At 51.1% G+C, this 15,424-nt stretch carries 13 protein-coding genes; 7 read left to right on the forward strand and 6 right to left on the reverse strand.

Annotation, left to right across the window (positions count from 1 at the left end; all coding sequences use genetic code 11):
* The first annotated feature begins 223 nt into the window (after positions 1-223).
* On the forward strand, positions 224-1,729 hold the full coding sequence (locus H144_RS0123890) for a glycoside hydrolase family 10-like protein (protein WP_229208000.1): 1,506 nt from the start codon (positions 224-226) through the stop codon (positions 1,727-1,729).
* 2 nt (positions 1,730-1,731) lie between these two features.
* Positions 1,732-2,949, forward strand: coding sequence for an NADH-quinone oxidoreductase subunit D (locus H144_RS0123895; protein WP_019944635.1), 1,218 nt, complete (start codon positions 1,732-1,734; stop codon positions 2,947-2,949).
* A 46-nt stretch (positions 2,950-2,995) separates the two neighbouring features.
* Here H144_RS0123895 and H144_RS0123900 read toward each other — a convergent pair whose 3' ends face one another.
* Together H144_RS0123900 and H144_RS0123905 are read right to left on the reverse strand one after the other, a co-directional pair.
* Complete coding sequence (locus H144_RS0123900; protein WP_019944636.1) at positions 2,996-4,006, reverse strand: aspartate-semialdehyde dehydrogenase; 1,011 nt, start codon at positions 4,004-4,006, stop codon at positions 2,996-2,998.
* A 187-nt stretch (positions 4,007-4,193) separates the two neighbouring features.
* Entirely contained in the window at positions 4,194-4,778 is a 585-nt protein-coding gene (locus H144_RS0123905; RefSeq protein WP_019944637.1) for a 5-formyltetrahydrofolate cyclo-ligase, read from the reverse strand.
* A 116-nt stretch (positions 4,779-4,894) separates the two neighbouring features.
* On the opposite strand from H144_RS0123905, the gene H144_RS0123910 reads away from it, so the two are divergent.
* The 3 genes from H144_RS0123910 (at position 4,895) to H144_RS33725 (ending at position 7,620) form a co-directional block, all read left to right on the forward strand.
* On the forward strand, positions 4,895-6,106 hold the full coding sequence (locus H144_RS0123910; protein WP_019944638.1) for an NADP-dependent isocitrate dehydrogenase: 1,212 nt from the start codon (positions 4,895-4,897) through the stop codon (positions 6,104-6,106).
* Between the two features lie 117 nt (positions 6,107-6,223).
* On the forward strand, positions 6,224-7,468 hold the full coding sequence (locus tag H144_RS0123915; RefSeq protein WP_033403265.1) for a BamA/TamA family outer membrane protein: 1,245 nt from the start codon (positions 6,224-6,226) through the stop codon (positions 7,466-7,468).
* An 8-nt stretch (positions 7,469-7,476) separates the two neighbouring features.
* The gene (locus H144_RS33725; RefSeq protein WP_019944640.1) at positions 7,477-7,620 is read left to right on the forward strand and encodes a hypothetical protein; all 144 of its coding nucleotides are present in this window, start codon (positions 7,477-7,479) and stop codon (positions 7,618-7,620) included.
* Positions 7,621-7,623: 3 nt separating this feature from the next.
* Here H144_RS33725 and H144_RS0123925 read toward each other — a convergent pair whose 3' ends face one another.
* Positions 7,624-9,150, reverse strand: coding sequence for an RtcB family protein (locus H144_RS0123925; protein WP_019944641.1), 1,527 nt, complete (start codon positions 9,148-9,150; stop codon positions 7,624-7,626).
* A 182-nt stretch (positions 9,151-9,332) separates the two neighbouring features.
* Here H144_RS0123925 and H144_RS0123930 point away from each other — a divergent pair, with 182 nt between their 5' ends.
* On the forward strand, positions 9,333-10,547 hold the full coding sequence (locus H144_RS0123930; protein ID WP_019944642.1) for a pyridoxal phosphate-dependent aminotransferase: 1,215 nt from the start codon (positions 9,333-9,335) through the stop codon (positions 10,545-10,547).
* A 101-nt stretch (positions 10,548-10,648) separates the two neighbouring features.
* The gene (locus H144_RS0123935; protein WP_019944643.1) at positions 10,649-11,725 is read left to right on the forward strand and encodes a ferredoxin--NADP reductase; all 1,077 of its coding nucleotides are present in this window, start codon (positions 10,649-10,651) and stop codon (positions 11,723-11,725) included.
* Positions 11,726-11,780: 55 nt separating this feature from the next.
* On the opposite strand, the gene H144_RS33475 is transcribed toward H144_RS0123935, so the two are convergent.
* From H144_RS33475 to dnaN, 3 genes are all read right to left on the reverse strand, one after another.
* Positions 11,781-13,691: a M56 family metallopeptidase gene (locus H144_RS33475; RefSeq protein WP_026350951.1), complete on the reverse strand. Its 1,911-nt coding sequence runs from the start codon at positions 13,689-13,691 to the stop codon at positions 11,781-11,783.
* A 2-nt stretch (positions 13,692-13,693) separates the two neighbouring features.
* Positions 13,694-14,068 carry a BlaI/MecI/CopY family transcriptional regulator gene (locus H144_RS0123945; RefSeq protein WP_015813170.1) on the reverse strand — a complete coding sequence of 125 codons (375 nt, stop codon included), beginning with the start codon at positions 14,066-14,068 and terminating at the stop codon, positions 13,694-13,696.
* A gap of 184 nt (positions 14,069-14,252) precedes the next feature.
* Complete coding sequence (gene dnaN, locus H144_RS0123950; protein WP_026350952.1) at positions 14,253-15,377, reverse strand: DNA polymerase III subunit beta; 1,125 nt, start codon at positions 15,375-15,377, stop codon at positions 14,253-14,255.
* Between the last annotated feature and the right edge of the window lie 47 nt (positions 15,378-15,424).

Below are 15,424 nucleotides of genomic sequence, written 5' to 3' on the forward strand. Positions count from 1 at the left end.
AGCGTTAAAATATAATTAAGTCAAGAAAAGCCTGTCGGCAGCGATTTTCTTATGCCGCTCCAAATCGGACTGTTATTGCTCGAAATTAAGACGGTTGTCGGCTAACTTTGTTCCAAAATACGTTACTTTGGTCGGATTAACATTTTGCATTGGTCAGATAGTGAAAAAAATTAAAATTGTTGCGCTTTCCTTTGCCGTGATGATGTTTCTGCTGGAAGGTTGCATGGCTCAGAGCGCGGACACGGAGAGTAACCTGCCCCCGAAAAGAGAATTTAGAGCGGTCTGGATTGCCACTGTCGACAATATTGATTGGCCAAGCAGCAAAAACCTTCTCCCGGAAGAGCAGCAGGAAGAATTCTCGGAACTGCTCGATTTTCATAAACGAGTGGGTATGAATGCGGTGTTCGTGCAGGTGCGCGCCGCGGGGGATGCCTTCTATGCCAAAAGCCCGGAACCCTGGTCCGAATGGCTTACCGGCGTGCAGGGCCGCAAACCCAACCCGATGTGGGACCCGCTCGACTTCATGATCGCCGAGGCGCACAAGCGCGGCCTCGAATTCCACGCATGGCTGAACCTCAACCGCCTTGTCCATAAATCTTCGAAAAGCGTCTCCGCCGAAAACATCAGCCGGCTCCATCCGGAATGGATCCTGAGCTACGACGGCTATAAATTGTTCGATTTCGGCATTCCCGAGGTGCGGAAATTCATTACCGATATGACCGTGAACGTAGCCCGGAATTACGACGTCGACGGTATCCATTTCGACGATTACTTCTACCCTTATGCCGCGCCCGGCCAGGTGATCCAGGACGACGCGACGTTCCGAAAATATTCCGACGGCTACACCAACAAGGCCGACTGGCGCCGCCATAATGTGGATTTATTGGTAAAACAGATCCACGAGGCGCTTGAAGCATTGAACCCGAAGCTCAAATTCGGTATCAGCCCGTTCGGCGTGTGGCGCAACAAGGACCGCGACGCCGAAGGCTCCAAGACTTTCGGCGCATTGGCTTCCTACGACGACCTTTTCGCCGATAGCCGCCGCTGGGTAAAAGAAGGATGGATCGACTACATTGCCCCGCAGGTGTATTTTTCCTCCGGTTTCAACCGGGTACCGTATAAGAACCTGGTCGACTGGTGGAACGAGAACCGGTTCGACCGTCATTTATATATAGGTATGGGCGCCTACCGCGTCGGATACAAGGATAGGGACACGCATTGGTCGAATCCTGCCGAGATACCCAACCAGGTCCGTTATTTCCGGGAAGCGGAGGCCGACGGGTCTATCTTTTTCAGTTCGAGGTCGCTGCGGGCCAACAGCCTGGGCTTTGTGGATTCATTGAGGAGGGATCTTTTCAAATATCCCGCGTTGATCCCTACCATGCCCTGGAAGGACCGCGTGCCGCCATTGTCTCCCAAAAGCCTGAAAGCTACATTGTTATCGCGGGGCATCGAGCTTACCTGGGAGCGGCCCGATGCCGCGGCGGATGGCGATAAGGCCTGGTATTACGTGATTTACCGCTTTCCGCCGGAAGAAAAAGCGAGCGCCCACGACCCGCGCCGCATTCTCGGAATGTGTTATGAGGGAGAAAAATTCGTGGATATGACGGCGGAATCGGGCAAAAGATATGTTTATTATGTTACGGCTGTGGATCGGCTGCACAACGAAGGCCGGCCGATCGGCCCGCTGCGCGTGGAAGTACACGACCAGAAGCTAGTCAGGTTTTAGGTATGAGCAATTCTATCCAATACGAATATAAACCCGAGCATTTTGTGGCCTCGGTGCCCACGAAATACAATTCGGCCAACCTGCGTACCGAGGAAATGGTGCTCAATATGGGCCCGCAGCACCCGTCGACGCACGGCGTATTGCGCCTTGAAGTGGTGACGGACGGCGAGGTGGTAATCGACGTAGTGCCGCATTTGGGCTACCTGCACCGCTGTTTCGAAAAACATGCCGAGGCATTGCCGTTCAACCAGATCATCCCGTATGTAGACCGCATGGATTACGTGGCTGCGATGAATACCGAACACGCCTATGCCATGGGTGTGGAGCGAATGCTCGGCATTGAAAACGACATTCCCAAACGCATTGAATACATCCGCGTCGTGGTGGCCGAATTGAACCGGCTGGCTTCCCACTTCGTCGCATTAGGCACCTACGCGATGGACATCGGCGCGTACACGCCGTTCCTGTGGATGATGCGCGACCGCGAACAGATCCTGCGCCTGCTCGAATGGACGTGCGGCGCGCGGATGCTCTACAATTATATATGGATAGGCGGGCTGTTCTACGATTTGCCGGTTGGTTTCGAAGAGCGCTGCTCGGAGTTCATCAAATATTTAAAACCCAAGCTGATCGAATTGCAGCAGCTGGTGGTGGATAACAAGATATTTATCCAGAGAACAGCGAATGTGGGCGTGCTGCCTTTGGAGGTGGCCATTAATTACGGCTGCACCGGCCCAATGCTGCGCGGCTCCGGTTTAAGATATGATTTAAGAAAAGTGGATGGTTACTCCGTGTATCCCGAGCTGGACTTTGAAATACCCATTGGCGAAGGAAAGCTGGGCAAGGTAGGCGACTGCTGGGACCGCACCTGGGTACGCGTGAAGGAATGCTGGGAGTCGGTGAAAATCATCGAACAAAGTCTCGTGCAGTTGCGGGGGGATTACAAAAGAACCCGCGATTTCGATCCGCAAGCTGTTGTTCCAAAGAAAATCCGGCCGAAGGCGATGGATTTCTATGTTCGCGCGGAGAATCCGAAAGGGGAGCTGGGCTTCTATTTCCGCACCGACGGCCGCGCTGATATCCCGGTCCGCTGCAAGGCGCGGGCTTGTTCATTCAATAACCTTTCGGTAATCGGGGAAATTTCAAAAGGCGCACTGCTCGCGGACCTCGTTGCTGTCATCGGGTCGATCGATGTGGTAATGGGGGAGGTCGACAGATAATTATAAATGAAAAGAGCCGCGTCGCGGCTCTTTTCATTTATAATTATCATGCTTCCGCAGCTACACCAACTAAATCGTGTTTCGCAAGGAACTCAGCGATTTGAACTGCATTGGTAGCAGCGCCTTTGCGCAGGTTGTCGGCTACGATCCACAAATTCAGCGTTTTAGGCTGAGACTCGTCGCGACGGATACGGCCTACGAAAGTTTCGTCTTTGCCGTGGGCAGTCAAAGGCATCGGGTACAATGCATTTTTCGGATCGTCCTGCACGATGACGCCTTCGGTTTCAGCCAGGATCTGGCGTACTTCGTCCAGGTCATATTCGTTTTCGAACTCGATGTTAACAGCCTCGGAGTGACCGCCGATCGTCGGGATACGAACAGTGGTTGCGGTTACCGCAATGCTGTCGTCGCTCATGATCTTTTTCGTTTCATTGGTCATCTTCATTTCCTCTTTGGTATAACCGTTGTCAAGGAACACGTCGATGTGCGGCAACACGTTAAGGTCGATCTGATGCGGGTACACTTTGCCTTTGCTGTGATCGCCGGCACGCTCCGAGAACAATTGATCTACGGCAGCTTTACCGGTTCCTGTTACCGATTGGTAAGTCGAAACTACCACACGCTTAATTTTATATTTTTTGTGCAACGGGTTCAGCACGACTACCATTTGGATGGTCGAGCAGTTCGGGTTGGCGATAATTTTATCTTCTTTGGTCAATTCGCCCGCATTGATCTCGGGAACCACCAGTTTTTTGGTCGGATCCATACGCCATGCCGAAGAGTTGTCCACCACGGTAATGCCTGCTTCCGCGAACTTCGGTGCAAGGGCCAATGAAGTGCCACCGCCGGCCGAGAAGATCGCGATCTCCGGTTTGGCAGCAATCGCATCCTCGAAGCCGATCACCTTTATCTGTTTACCCTTGAATGTAACTTCCTTACCAACAGACCTTTCAGATGCGACGGCCAATAGCTCCGTCACCGGGAAATTACGCTCTTCGAGCACTTTGAGGATTTCGCCGCCCACCAGACCGGTAGCGCCTACTACTGCGATTTTCATTCTTGCATTAAGATTAAAAATGGATAGAATATGATTTACTCCTTGCGAAAGACATACGCCGCCCTCGCGAAAAGTGCCGCAAATTTACGCAGTTTTTTAAAATGATACCGGAAAATCAACCATTAATGCATTAAAATTCAGGAAGGAACGCCTAAGACCCACATTTCAGACCAGTTTACTAGGCTTTTCAACTTTTGAAATCATACAGTCTTTCAGGAGTGATGCAGGCGTCCAGCGGAATGTCGTATTCATCAATATCCGCTATTTTATCTACTTCCTCAAAGAGTGAAAGGCCCATTTTAATGCAGTCAGGGCGGGTTTGGGGCAGAAAACGGTCGTAGTAACCACCGCCGTAACCGACACGGTAACCCTGGCGGTCAAACGCGAGCAGCGGGACGAGGACAATGTCGATTTTTTCGGGAAGTATGCGCTCGGAAGTCAATGGTTCAGGCTCGGGAATGCGCCATTGATTTGTGATCAGATGTGTAAAGGGCGTCACGAGAAAATGCTCCATATCACGCGTTCCGGGAATGATATACGGCGCTGTAATGCGCAAGGTGGGGAATGCGATGCGGAAGGATGCGATGATGAAAAACGTGTTGACTTCCCGCGAACCCAGCTGCGGCAGAAAGGTATGGAGCGTTTTGAAATGATTCCCTTGAATATATTTTTCAAGATTCTGCGCAATGAGGGCGTTTTTTTCGATCAGCCAGCGTTCGTCCGCGTCCTTTCTTTTCTGTAAAAACTCCTTGCGCAATGCAGCCTTTCTCATCGGGTACTGTCGTCTTTTTGGGGATGTAATCGGAGGAAATTTCGCCTTTTTATTCTATTGTTCGTACTTTCACGGTCTGATTTCAAAATCTTTAACTATTGTATAGAATTTAAGACATGAGCAAAATTAAAGTTGACAATCCCGTCGTAGAACTGGATGGCGATGAAATGACCCGCATCATCTGGAAATTTATCAAGGAAAAACTGATCCTCCCTTACATCGACGTAGATATCAAATACTACGATCTGGGTATCGAGTACCGCGACGAGACCAACGACCAGGTGACTATCGACGCCGCTAACGCGATCAAAGAGTACGGCGTGGGTATCAAATGCGCAACAATCACTCCTGATGAAGACCGCGTAAAAGAATTCAACCTGAAACAAATGTGGAAATCGCCTAACGGAACCATCCGTAACATCCTCGATGGTACTGTGTTCCGTGAGCCGATCGTCATGCAGAATGTGCCTCGCCTGGTTACCAACTGGACGGCGCCGATTATCGTAGGACGCCACGCATTCGGTGACCAATACCGCGCTACCGACTTCGTTGTTCCAGGAAAAGGTAAACTGACGATCAAATTCGAAGGCGAAGACGGACAAGTGATCGAGCACGAAGTGTACCAATACAAAGGTGCCGGTGTAGCGATGGCTATGTACAACATCGACGAGTCGATCCGCGGTTTTGCACGCTCGTGCTTCAACGTCGCTTTGGACAAAGGATGGCCGCTGTACCTGTCTACGAAAAACACGATCCTTAAAAAATACGACGGCCGCTTCAAGGATATCTTCCAGGAAGTGTACGAAACGGAATACAAAGGAAAAGTACATTACGAGCACCGTCTGATCGACGACATGGTGGCTTCTGCATTGAAATGGGAAGGTAACTTCGTATGGGCTTGTAAAAACTACGACGGTGACGTTCAGTCGGATACCGTTGCGCAAGGTTTCGGTTCACTGGGTCTGATGACTTCAACTTTGGTTACGCCGGATGGCAAGGTAATGGAAGCTGAGGCAGCACACGGAACAGTAACCCGTCACTACCGCGAGCACCAGAAGGGCAAGCCAACTTCCACTAACCCGATCGCTTCCATTTTCGCATGGACACGCGGACTGGCGTTCCGTGGCAAGCTGGACAACAACCAGCCGCTGATCGATTTCGCTAACGCCCTGGAAAAAGTGTGTATCGAAACTGTGGAAGGTGGACAAATGACCAAGGATTTGGCTATCGGCCTCCACGGAAACGATGTGAAGCACGGCGAGCATTACCTCTACACAGAGGAGTTCCTGGAAGCTATCGACACTAATTTGAAGGCTGCATTAGCATAAAAGCCATATTTAGTGGTACAAAGCCATCGGTTTCGCGAGAAGCCGGTGGCTTTTTTTGTGGCGGGTACTATTTTAATATATATTACTAGGAATGTGCTTAACAAACCCGACCTGGTAATGAAACTTTTCTACATAGCGACCGCGCTTATTCTGCTGACCGTGAACGGTTTGCAGGCCGGAAGCTATGCAGCTATCAGGCAGGTAACGCGGCCCGATACGATCGCCTCAGCCGATTCCGCCCAAAAAGTGATGCAAAAAGACCTGATCGACGTGCTCAGGAAGTGGAAATCAAAGGACAAGTCGGATTCGGTGCGCGTTCCCAAAATTAAATCGGGCAAGCCGATCTTCTCGCTTGTGCCCGCGGGCGGGTACACGCTGTCGTCAGGCCTCACGGGATCGCTCAATGCGAATATCGCATTCTATACAAGCAGCCCCAAAACGACCAACATTTCGAGTATTACCACCAATTTCATTTACACGGAATACAAACAAATGACGATTCCTGTCCAGGCGAACATCTGGACGCGGAACAACGACTATAATTTCGTCGTCGACTGGCGATTTTTCAAATATCCGCAAGACACGTATGGTTTGGGTATGGATTCCAAAATCAGGGATGCCACAAATCTGAAATACAAGCATTTAAGGCTCCACCAGACGGTATTGAAGAGAATCGGCAAGTCATTTTTTGTGGGACTGGGTTTTGCCTATGACAAACGCTGGCAAATTATGCAGTCGGACAAGGAAGAGAAGCTGAACCAGGACATTAAGGATTATGGATTGGGGAACAAATCCTCGTCCGTAGGCCCGCTGGTGACGGTAGCCTACGACAGCCGCACGAACTCGATCAACCCGCTGAAAGGCTTTTACAGCAACGTACAGTTCCGCCCGAACATGACGGCCCTCGGCAGTACAAACAACTGGCAGTCGATCGTGATCGACGTCCGCCGCTACTTCAATTTCCCGCAAGGCAGCCAAAACACCCTGGCATTCTGGAATTACAACTGGCTCACGATCGGCAAACCCCCTTACCTCGACCTGCCCGCTACGGGCTGGGACCCGACGACGAACCTGGGCCGCGGCTACATTCAAGGCCGTTTCCGCAGTCCTAACCTGCTTTACCTCGAAACTGAATACCGCTTCGCATTGACCAAAAACGGCCTTTTCGGAGGCGTACTTTTCGCCAACGCACAAAGCGTATCCGACTGGCCTTCCAAAAGCTTCCGCCGCATTGCCCCCGCGGGAGGGTTAGGCATTCGGATCAAGGTAAATAAAACTTCGGGCGCTAATATCGCGATTGACTATGGCTTTGGAATGGATGGGTCGCGGGGGTTGTTTGTGAATTTGGGGGAGGTGTTTTAAATAGAGGAATGAACCTACATGCACAAATTATAGAAGAGGACGGCAAGCCGAAATTCGCGGTTTTGCCTATCGGCGAGTACGAGACGTTAATTAACGAACTTTCTGAATTCGACAGCCTGGAAGACGTAAAAGCTCAGCTGGGGATAGACTAGCGACTAATCCTCCCGTCCCTCTTTCCGATTCGCATCCGCCATCCGCACAATCTTAGGCGAGAACTTCGCGAGCACGTGTACAAGCTCGGATTGCGCGGCGATCACATCTTCAATATTCTTGTATACCATCGGCGATTCGTCCAGGTCTCCGCCAATGAGCTGAATACCATTGTCTTGCAAAATTTTATTCATCTGGCTGCGCGTGGTGGTGGTGAATGCCTTCGTGCGGGACATGACACGGCCGGCGCCGTGGGAGGCGGAGTTGAGGGATTCGGGGTTGGCTTTGCCGCGGATCACGTAGCCGGGTTGGCTCATCGAGCCGGGGATAATGCCGAGTTCGTCGGAACCGGCGGGCGTGGCGCCTTTTCGGTGGACGATCACTTCGCGACCGTCGTCAAGTTTTTCCTTCCAGGCGAAATTGTGGTGGTTTTCGATGATTTTTAATGGCTTCTCTCCCAGTGATTTGGCCATTTTGTTATGGATTTCGTGGTGATTGGCAGAGGCGTAATCGCCGGCGAGGTTCATCGCAATCCAGTAGGCCTGGCCTTCTTCGGTATCGAGGTCGAGCCAGGCGAGGTGGGCTGCCTGTTTGGGCAGGGCCGTCCGCTGCATGGCCAGTTTGGAATAATAATTGGCTACACTGCCGCCGAAGCCGCGCGAGCCGGAATGCGAGAGCAGCGACAGGTATTCGCCTTTGGGTAAATTCAAAAGCGGATCGTTTTCAAATACTTCCACAATGCCCCATTCTACGAAATGGTTGCCGGTACCCGACGTGCCGAGCTGCCTGTATGCCTTGTCTTTCAACGAGCGGATCACCTTGGTGGCTTCCCATTCGGGCTGGTCCATGACGCTTTCGTCGTATTTTCGCGCTGTTTCACCACCCATGCCGAATTTGGTATTTTCGGTCAGTATCTTTTTCAGGAAGTGCGGCTCGCGTTTGAGGTAGTCGGTCGGCATGTCGAAGACCGACATGCACATGCGGCAGGCAATGTCGACGCCTACGGCGTAAGGGATCACCTTGTCGGGTTCGGTGGCAAGGACGCCGCCGATGGGTAATCCGTAACCCTGGTGCGCGTCTGGCATTAATGCGCCAGCGACAGAAATGGGTAAACTAACGGCAGTCTCCATTTGCGCCAATGCGCCTTCCTCAATATGTTCTTTCCCGAAAACTGCGTAGTCCAGCTTGTTTTCCCGAAGACTGAAAGCAGTCCTGGCTTGTGCCGTTTTTTCCTCCGGCACGGGTACCGCTTCCTCGCTTTTCAATACTTCTTTACCGGCTTCTGTCAGCGCAATTTCAGTACCGGCTTTTCGCAGATCATAAACCGTTTTGGCCAGGTTAGTGACCTTTTTCTTCGAAAAAGCATACTTTTTAGGGTCGCTCAGCATTTTGGCGAGCATCAGAAAGACCTTCTCTTTCGGATATTTCGCCCGCTCGTGCAGGCCGTTCGCGACGCGCAGGAAAGCGGTATGCAGGTTCTCCGGCACATTGGCCAGCAAAACGATTTCTTCTATGGTAATGGGTGTGTCCATGAACAAATATCGCTGAATGTGCCGCTATTTCAAGCAGATCGGGTTTGCCGCCTGCTCATTGGTATAGCTCCATTAAATCTTTCTTGACATAATACAATGCAACTGTTAAAAAAGCAGTACCTTTGCGGGCAATTTGTTGATACAGTTCGCAGTACCTTCTTTAACTAAATTAAAACGTTGCAATGTCCGCAGTAGCAGAGCAAACTCAATTGGCCGACCGCATCAACGCCCTCGAAGAATCTTCGACGCTGGCGATGACCAAAATGGCCCGTGAACTGGCCGCACAAGGCCACAAAGTAATCAGTCTGAGCGTTGGAGAGCCAGACTTCAAGACGCCCGCACACATTTGCGAGGCCGCTAAAAAAGCCATTGACGATGGTTTTCATGGTTACTCACCCGTAGCAGGTTACCCTGATCTGCGAAAGGCTATTGCTGACAAGTTAAAGCGCGACAATAATATAGATTGGAAACCCGAAAATATCGTGGTTTCGACCGGTGCCAAGCATTCACTGGCAAACGTGATCCAGGTCCTGGTAAATCCGGGCGACGAGGTGGTGATTTTCGCGCCTTACTGGGTGAGCTATTCCGAAATGGTGAAACTCGCCGAAGGAAAATCCGTAGTGATCGATGGCGCATTCGATAACGACTTTAAAGTAACTGCCGAGCAACTTGAAGCGGCCATTACGCCACGTACCAAAGTGGTCATGTACGCTTCGCCTAACAACCCGACAGGCGCTGTTTATTCAGAAAAAGAACTGAGAGAAATCGCTGCGGTACTCGAAAAACACGAAGGTGTTTATGTGCTGGCCGACGAGATCTATGAATACATCAACTTTACCGAAGAAGGCCATTTCAGCATCGGTTCTATCCCCGCATTGAAAGACCGCGTGATTACCGTGAATGGCGTGGCGAAAGGCTATGCTATGACAGGCTGGCGGATCGGTTTCATCGCAGCGGCCAAATGGATCGCCGACGGCGTTGAAAAATTGCAAGGCCAGGTAACTTCGGGAACCAATTCGATCGCTCAGAAGGCGGCCACCGCTGCATTCAACGGCCCGAAAGAGCCTTCGATCGAAATGGCGAAAGCATACCACCGTCGTCGCGACCTCGTGGTAGGTTTGCTGAAAGACATTCCCGGTTTCAAAGTGAATGTACCGCAAGGCGCATTCTATGCTTTCCCGGATGTGAGCTATTATTTCGGAAAATCGGACGGTGAAACGACGATCAACAATTCCGACGATTTCGCTAACTGGATTTTGAACAAATCTTACGTTTCAACCGTAGCAGGATCAGGTTTCGGCGCTCCTAACTGCATCCGTATCTCGACCGCCGCTGCCGACGAAGCATTGGAAGAGGCAGTAAAACGCATCAAAGACGCCGTAGCGACTTTGAAATAATCTTAAAATGAAATCATAAAAGCCTCATGGGTGTTACCTGTGAGGCTTTTGTTTGTTTTTAAAACAGCAGAGAGCCTATCGCTTAAAGCTTACAGCCCACAATGAGCAAATATTATTTCTTAAAAGTCAAGGAAGTAGAGAAGGAGACCGAGGAGGCTGCGACCATTCATTTCTGGCACCCGATCAACGAAGTAGTGCAATACCGTCCGGGGCAGTTTCTCACCTTGCTGCTGCCTTTTGAAGATAAAAAGATCAGAAGGTCGTATTCGATGTCGAGCTCTCCTTACACGGATGTGTCGCTGGCGATCACGATCAAGCGCGTACCGGGCGGCTATGCCTCCAACCTGCTGCTCGATACCCTGAAAGAAGGCGATGTGCTGGAAACTTTGGAACCGATGGGCCATTTCTTTCCCAAGCAGGCAGACGACCAGACACGCCAGGCCGTGTTCATCGGTGCCGGAAGCGGCATTACGCCATTATTCTCCATTCTGAAATCTATTCTGATGGTCGAGCCGGAAAGCGAGGTTTTCCTCATTTATGGCAGCCGGAAAGAGGATACCGTTATTTTCCGCGACAAAATCGCAGCGCTGGAAGAGAAATACGGCAAGCGGCTGACCGTCGTGCATACATTAAGCCAACCCGAAGAAGGCTGGAAGGGCGAAACAGGCAGGTTGAACAAAACGCATTTGCTCAAAATCATTGAAAAACTGCCTAACCTGGACAAAAAGGAAGCTGAATACTTCATTTGCGGGCCGGAGGATATGATGGAGGAATCGCATCGTGCATTATCCATTCTGGCGGTTCCTGAGCATAAAATCCGGAAGGAGAGCTTCATTACAGCCACATCGGCCAAGCCAGGCGAGGTGGCTGTGGAGCCGGAAGCGGAAGACGACGATTCGCCCAAAACACACGAGATCACGCTGTTTTATGAAGGTACCGAATATAAAGTGCCTGTCAAACCGCACGAAACGGTGCTGGAAGCGGCATTGAATATGGACATCGATTTGCCCTACTCGTGCCAGGCGGGCATGTGTACCGCATGTATGGGCCGGTGCACGTCGGGTAAGGTGATGATGGACGAAATGGATGCATTGTCGGAAGCGGAAGTGAATGAAGGGTTCATCCTAACCTGCGTGACACACCCGACTACCGACGATGTCGTGATTGAAGTGGAGTAATCATAACGAGGTATATCAATGAAAACGGCAGCGACTCAATCGCTGCCGTTTTTGCTTACTTGTCTTTGGGATCTTTCTTGGGCGGAAGCGGCGGTTTGGGCGCCGGGGCCGGTTTTGCAGGGAGAGCAGGAACGACTTTCGCAGGCGCGGCTACCGGGGCCGGGGGTGGGGGAGGAGGCGTTCCGGCGCGCCGTACGCGTCCGTTCCGCGCTACCCGCGGCGCATGTGGAGGCTCCTCGATACCCTGCATTTTCCGGTAGCTCAACGTTTCAAGGCCAATATTTTTGCCGAGCTCGTTGATTTTAAAATGCACTTCCTCGATCTCTCTTTGCAGCTTTTGCTCAGGTTCGGATGCTTTATAAGCTTCCTTCGTCGCATTGGAAATCTGATTGTTATACTCTGAAATGGCTTGCTCCTGAGCTTTGATCTGCTGCTCGAAATCAGCGAGTTGCTTATCCAGTTCCGCGTCGCTGAGCTTCGATTCCTTGCCGTCCTGGTTGAACAGTACCGATCTTTTTTCCATCAAATCGGACCTCAATTCCTCGGCGCGATGCTTTTTCCATTCGATCTTCTCGACTTCGCGTTCGAAGCGCTCGGTTTCAAACCTGTATTTTTCCCTCTCGCGGTACAGGTCCTGCAATTTGGCGTGGTAGGGCTTCAATTCCTCGCTCATCGCGCGGATCTTTCGGTTCAGCTCCCACATCTTCCGTTCCAGCGTATCATTGCCGGTGGTTTGTCCGAGATCCATCTCCGGTGCGTCGACATCGACATCCACTTGTGCCAGCTCCGCCTCTATACTTTCGTGCATACGCTCTTCGATAGCCACTTCCGCCATTTCCTCTATTTCACGTTCCTGCCGGGCTTCTGTTTTCACAGGTTTCCGCTTTTTTATGGCCAGATGTCTAGCTGCTTTCTTTTCCTTATCCTTTTCAACTTTCTGCGCTACGGCATAGGCGGAAATGCCGAGCACCAATCCTACTGCGAAAATCATCGCCGGCAAGCTTGAAAACGTGCGCACGGGTTTCGGGTTCAGGCCCAGAACGCGCTGTACGCGGTGTAGTAACAGCGGTTTTTTGGAGGCGAACGCCATCGCCAGGCCGGGAGTCGCCTGCCATTCCGCTACTTTCACCAAGGCGTGCGCCAGCGACATTTTATCGCCGCAAACTGCCAGTGCAATGTCGTCGCAGCAATGCTCGCGTTCCGCACGGACCTTTTCGGAAAGCCACCAAATGGCCGGATGGAAGAAAAATATCACTTCCACGAACGATTGGAGCATATTCACCAGGTAATCGTTCCGGCGGATGTGCGCCAGCTCGTGGGCGAGGATTGCCTCGACCTGCGCCGTGGAGAACCCGGAAAGAAGACCGATCGGGATCAGTACCACCGGACTGAATGCGCCTATCACCATGGGTGTGAGCACTTTGGCAGTTTCACGGAATTCGACCGCCTTCGAGATATTCATTTTGGCAATGATTACCCCGAAACGTGCCCGCCATTCCTTATCCATCACCACCTGCGCATTCATGCGGAGCCTTTCGGTGAATATCCAGCTGCCCGCGAAACGTAGCAGCAGAATACCCGAGCCGATGAGCCAGCAGATCACGAGTTCATCTAAATGGGCCGTGAGCCACATTTGGATTTTAAAAGTAATGGGAAGGTCCCGGGAAACTTCCGCCCACGTGCGGGAAGCGGATAATGCGGTGTAGTGCGCCAGTGCTTTGGTACTGGAAATACCGCTGGTGGTTTTAGGATAGTAGTAAATAAATGTCGCTACGGAGGCGAGCACCTGGGAGAAGAGGAAGCCGACACCCGCGAGATAGCGTGTATTGGCCGACTTTTTCCTCAAAAAATAAAAGGCAGCGACGCCGATCAACATCAGCAGGGTGCCCTGCCAGATGGAGTGGATGAGTGTCCAGCCGAATGCGGAAACGGCTGGACCGGGTAAAAGGTTTGAGAAGAATTTCATGGCTAACGATTGTTTTCAAGGTTATTTAATAACTCACGAATTTCGTCCAGTTCTTCCTTGGAGGTAGTGTGATTCCCCAATGCCTGCATGACCATTTGGGCCGCAGAGCCCTGAAAGAGTGTCTCGACCATTTTGCCTACCAGGTTTTGCTGCGTTTCCTCTTTGCCGAGGAGCGCGACGTAAATGTGCGACCGTCCCTGCTCCGTGCGGTAGAGCAGCCCTTTGTCATGCATGATCTGCATGAGTTTCAAGGTGGTGGTGTAACCCACATCTTTGGTTTCTGAAAGGGCATCATGCACGGCGCGAACGGTACTGGGTCCTGCCTGCCAGAGGTAGTTCAGGATTTCAAGTTCGGAGTCGGTTGGCTTGATGTACATGGTGTTTTTAATTACGATAATCTTCGTACCAAATGTCTACGAAAAAAATCGTACATGCAAGCGTTTACTACGATTTTTTTCGTAGTAAGAAAATTTCCAACTCTAATACATTGATAGATAGGCGGTTAAATGAAAAAGCCCGGTCGCTAGCGACCGGGCTTTCGTATGCTCAAAGGATTAAGTCCTAAACGTAAGTGTTCAGCATGACCGGCATGACGAGCATCAGGATGTCCTCGTTTTCTTCCTGATCCACCGGGATAATAAGTCCGGCACGGTTCGGAGCGGACAGTTCGAATGTGACGGTCTTGCTGGACAGGTTACCCAAAACTTCGATCAGGAATTTGGCGTTGAAACCAATTTCCATATCGTCGCCATTGTACTCGCACATCAGGCGCTCGTTCGCTTCGTTCGAATAGTCGAGGTCTTCCGCAGAGATGACCAGGTCATTCAGCGCCATTTTCATGCGCACCTGGTGTGTGGTGCGGTTAGAATAAATGGAAATACGTCTCAGGGAGCTGAGGATCTCCATTCTGTTGATGGTCAATGTATTCGGGTTATTGGTCGGGATCGCGTTTTCGTAATCCGGGAAACGTTCGTCTATCAACCGGCAGATCATGCGGATGTTACCGAAGCTGAAAAATGCATTGGACGAAGTGAATTCCGCCTTAACGGGCACATCTTCCGACGGCAGACAGCTTTTGAGCAGGTTCAATGCCTTCCGCTGAATGATCATCGAAGTGTCGATGTCCGATTTAATGTCGGTACGGCGGTAGCGCACGAGGCGGTGACCGTCGGTGGCTACGAATGTCGCGCTTTCAGCACCCATTTGAACGAAAACCCCTGTCATAGCCGGGCGTAGATCGTCGGTGCTGGTTGCAAACAATGTGTTGGAAATAGCCGAACCCAATGCCGAAGATGAGAAATCCACGGACTGGCCGCGGTTCACCGCCGGTGTTTTCGGGAAATCGATCGGATTTTCGCCCGACAGTTTATAGCGGCCGTTATCGGAAATAATTTCGGTACCGAAAGTTTCGGCATTTACCTGCAAAGTAATCGGTTGCTCGGGCAGGCCGCGAAGGGTGTCGAGCAGCAGCTTTGCTGGAATGGCAATAGCTCCTTTTTCGGACGATTCCACTTCAATTTCCGTGATCATGACGGTTTGAAGGTCGGATGCAGTTACGGTCAGAGAATTTCCGTCGAGCGTGAGCAGGAAATTTTCGAGAATTGGCACAATTGGGTTCGTTGAAACGACACCGTTTATAGCAGACAGCTGTTTGAGTAGAACTGATGACGAAACGACAAACTTCATAATTCGTGACGTAAGTGTTTAGTTGATAGATTTATATGTGGAAGATT

Source organism: Dyadobacter beijingensis DSM 21582 (assembly GCF_000382205.1).
Classification (GTDB): Bacteria; Bacteroidota; Bacteroidia; order Cytophagales; family Spirosomataceae; genus Dyadobacter; species Dyadobacter beijingensis.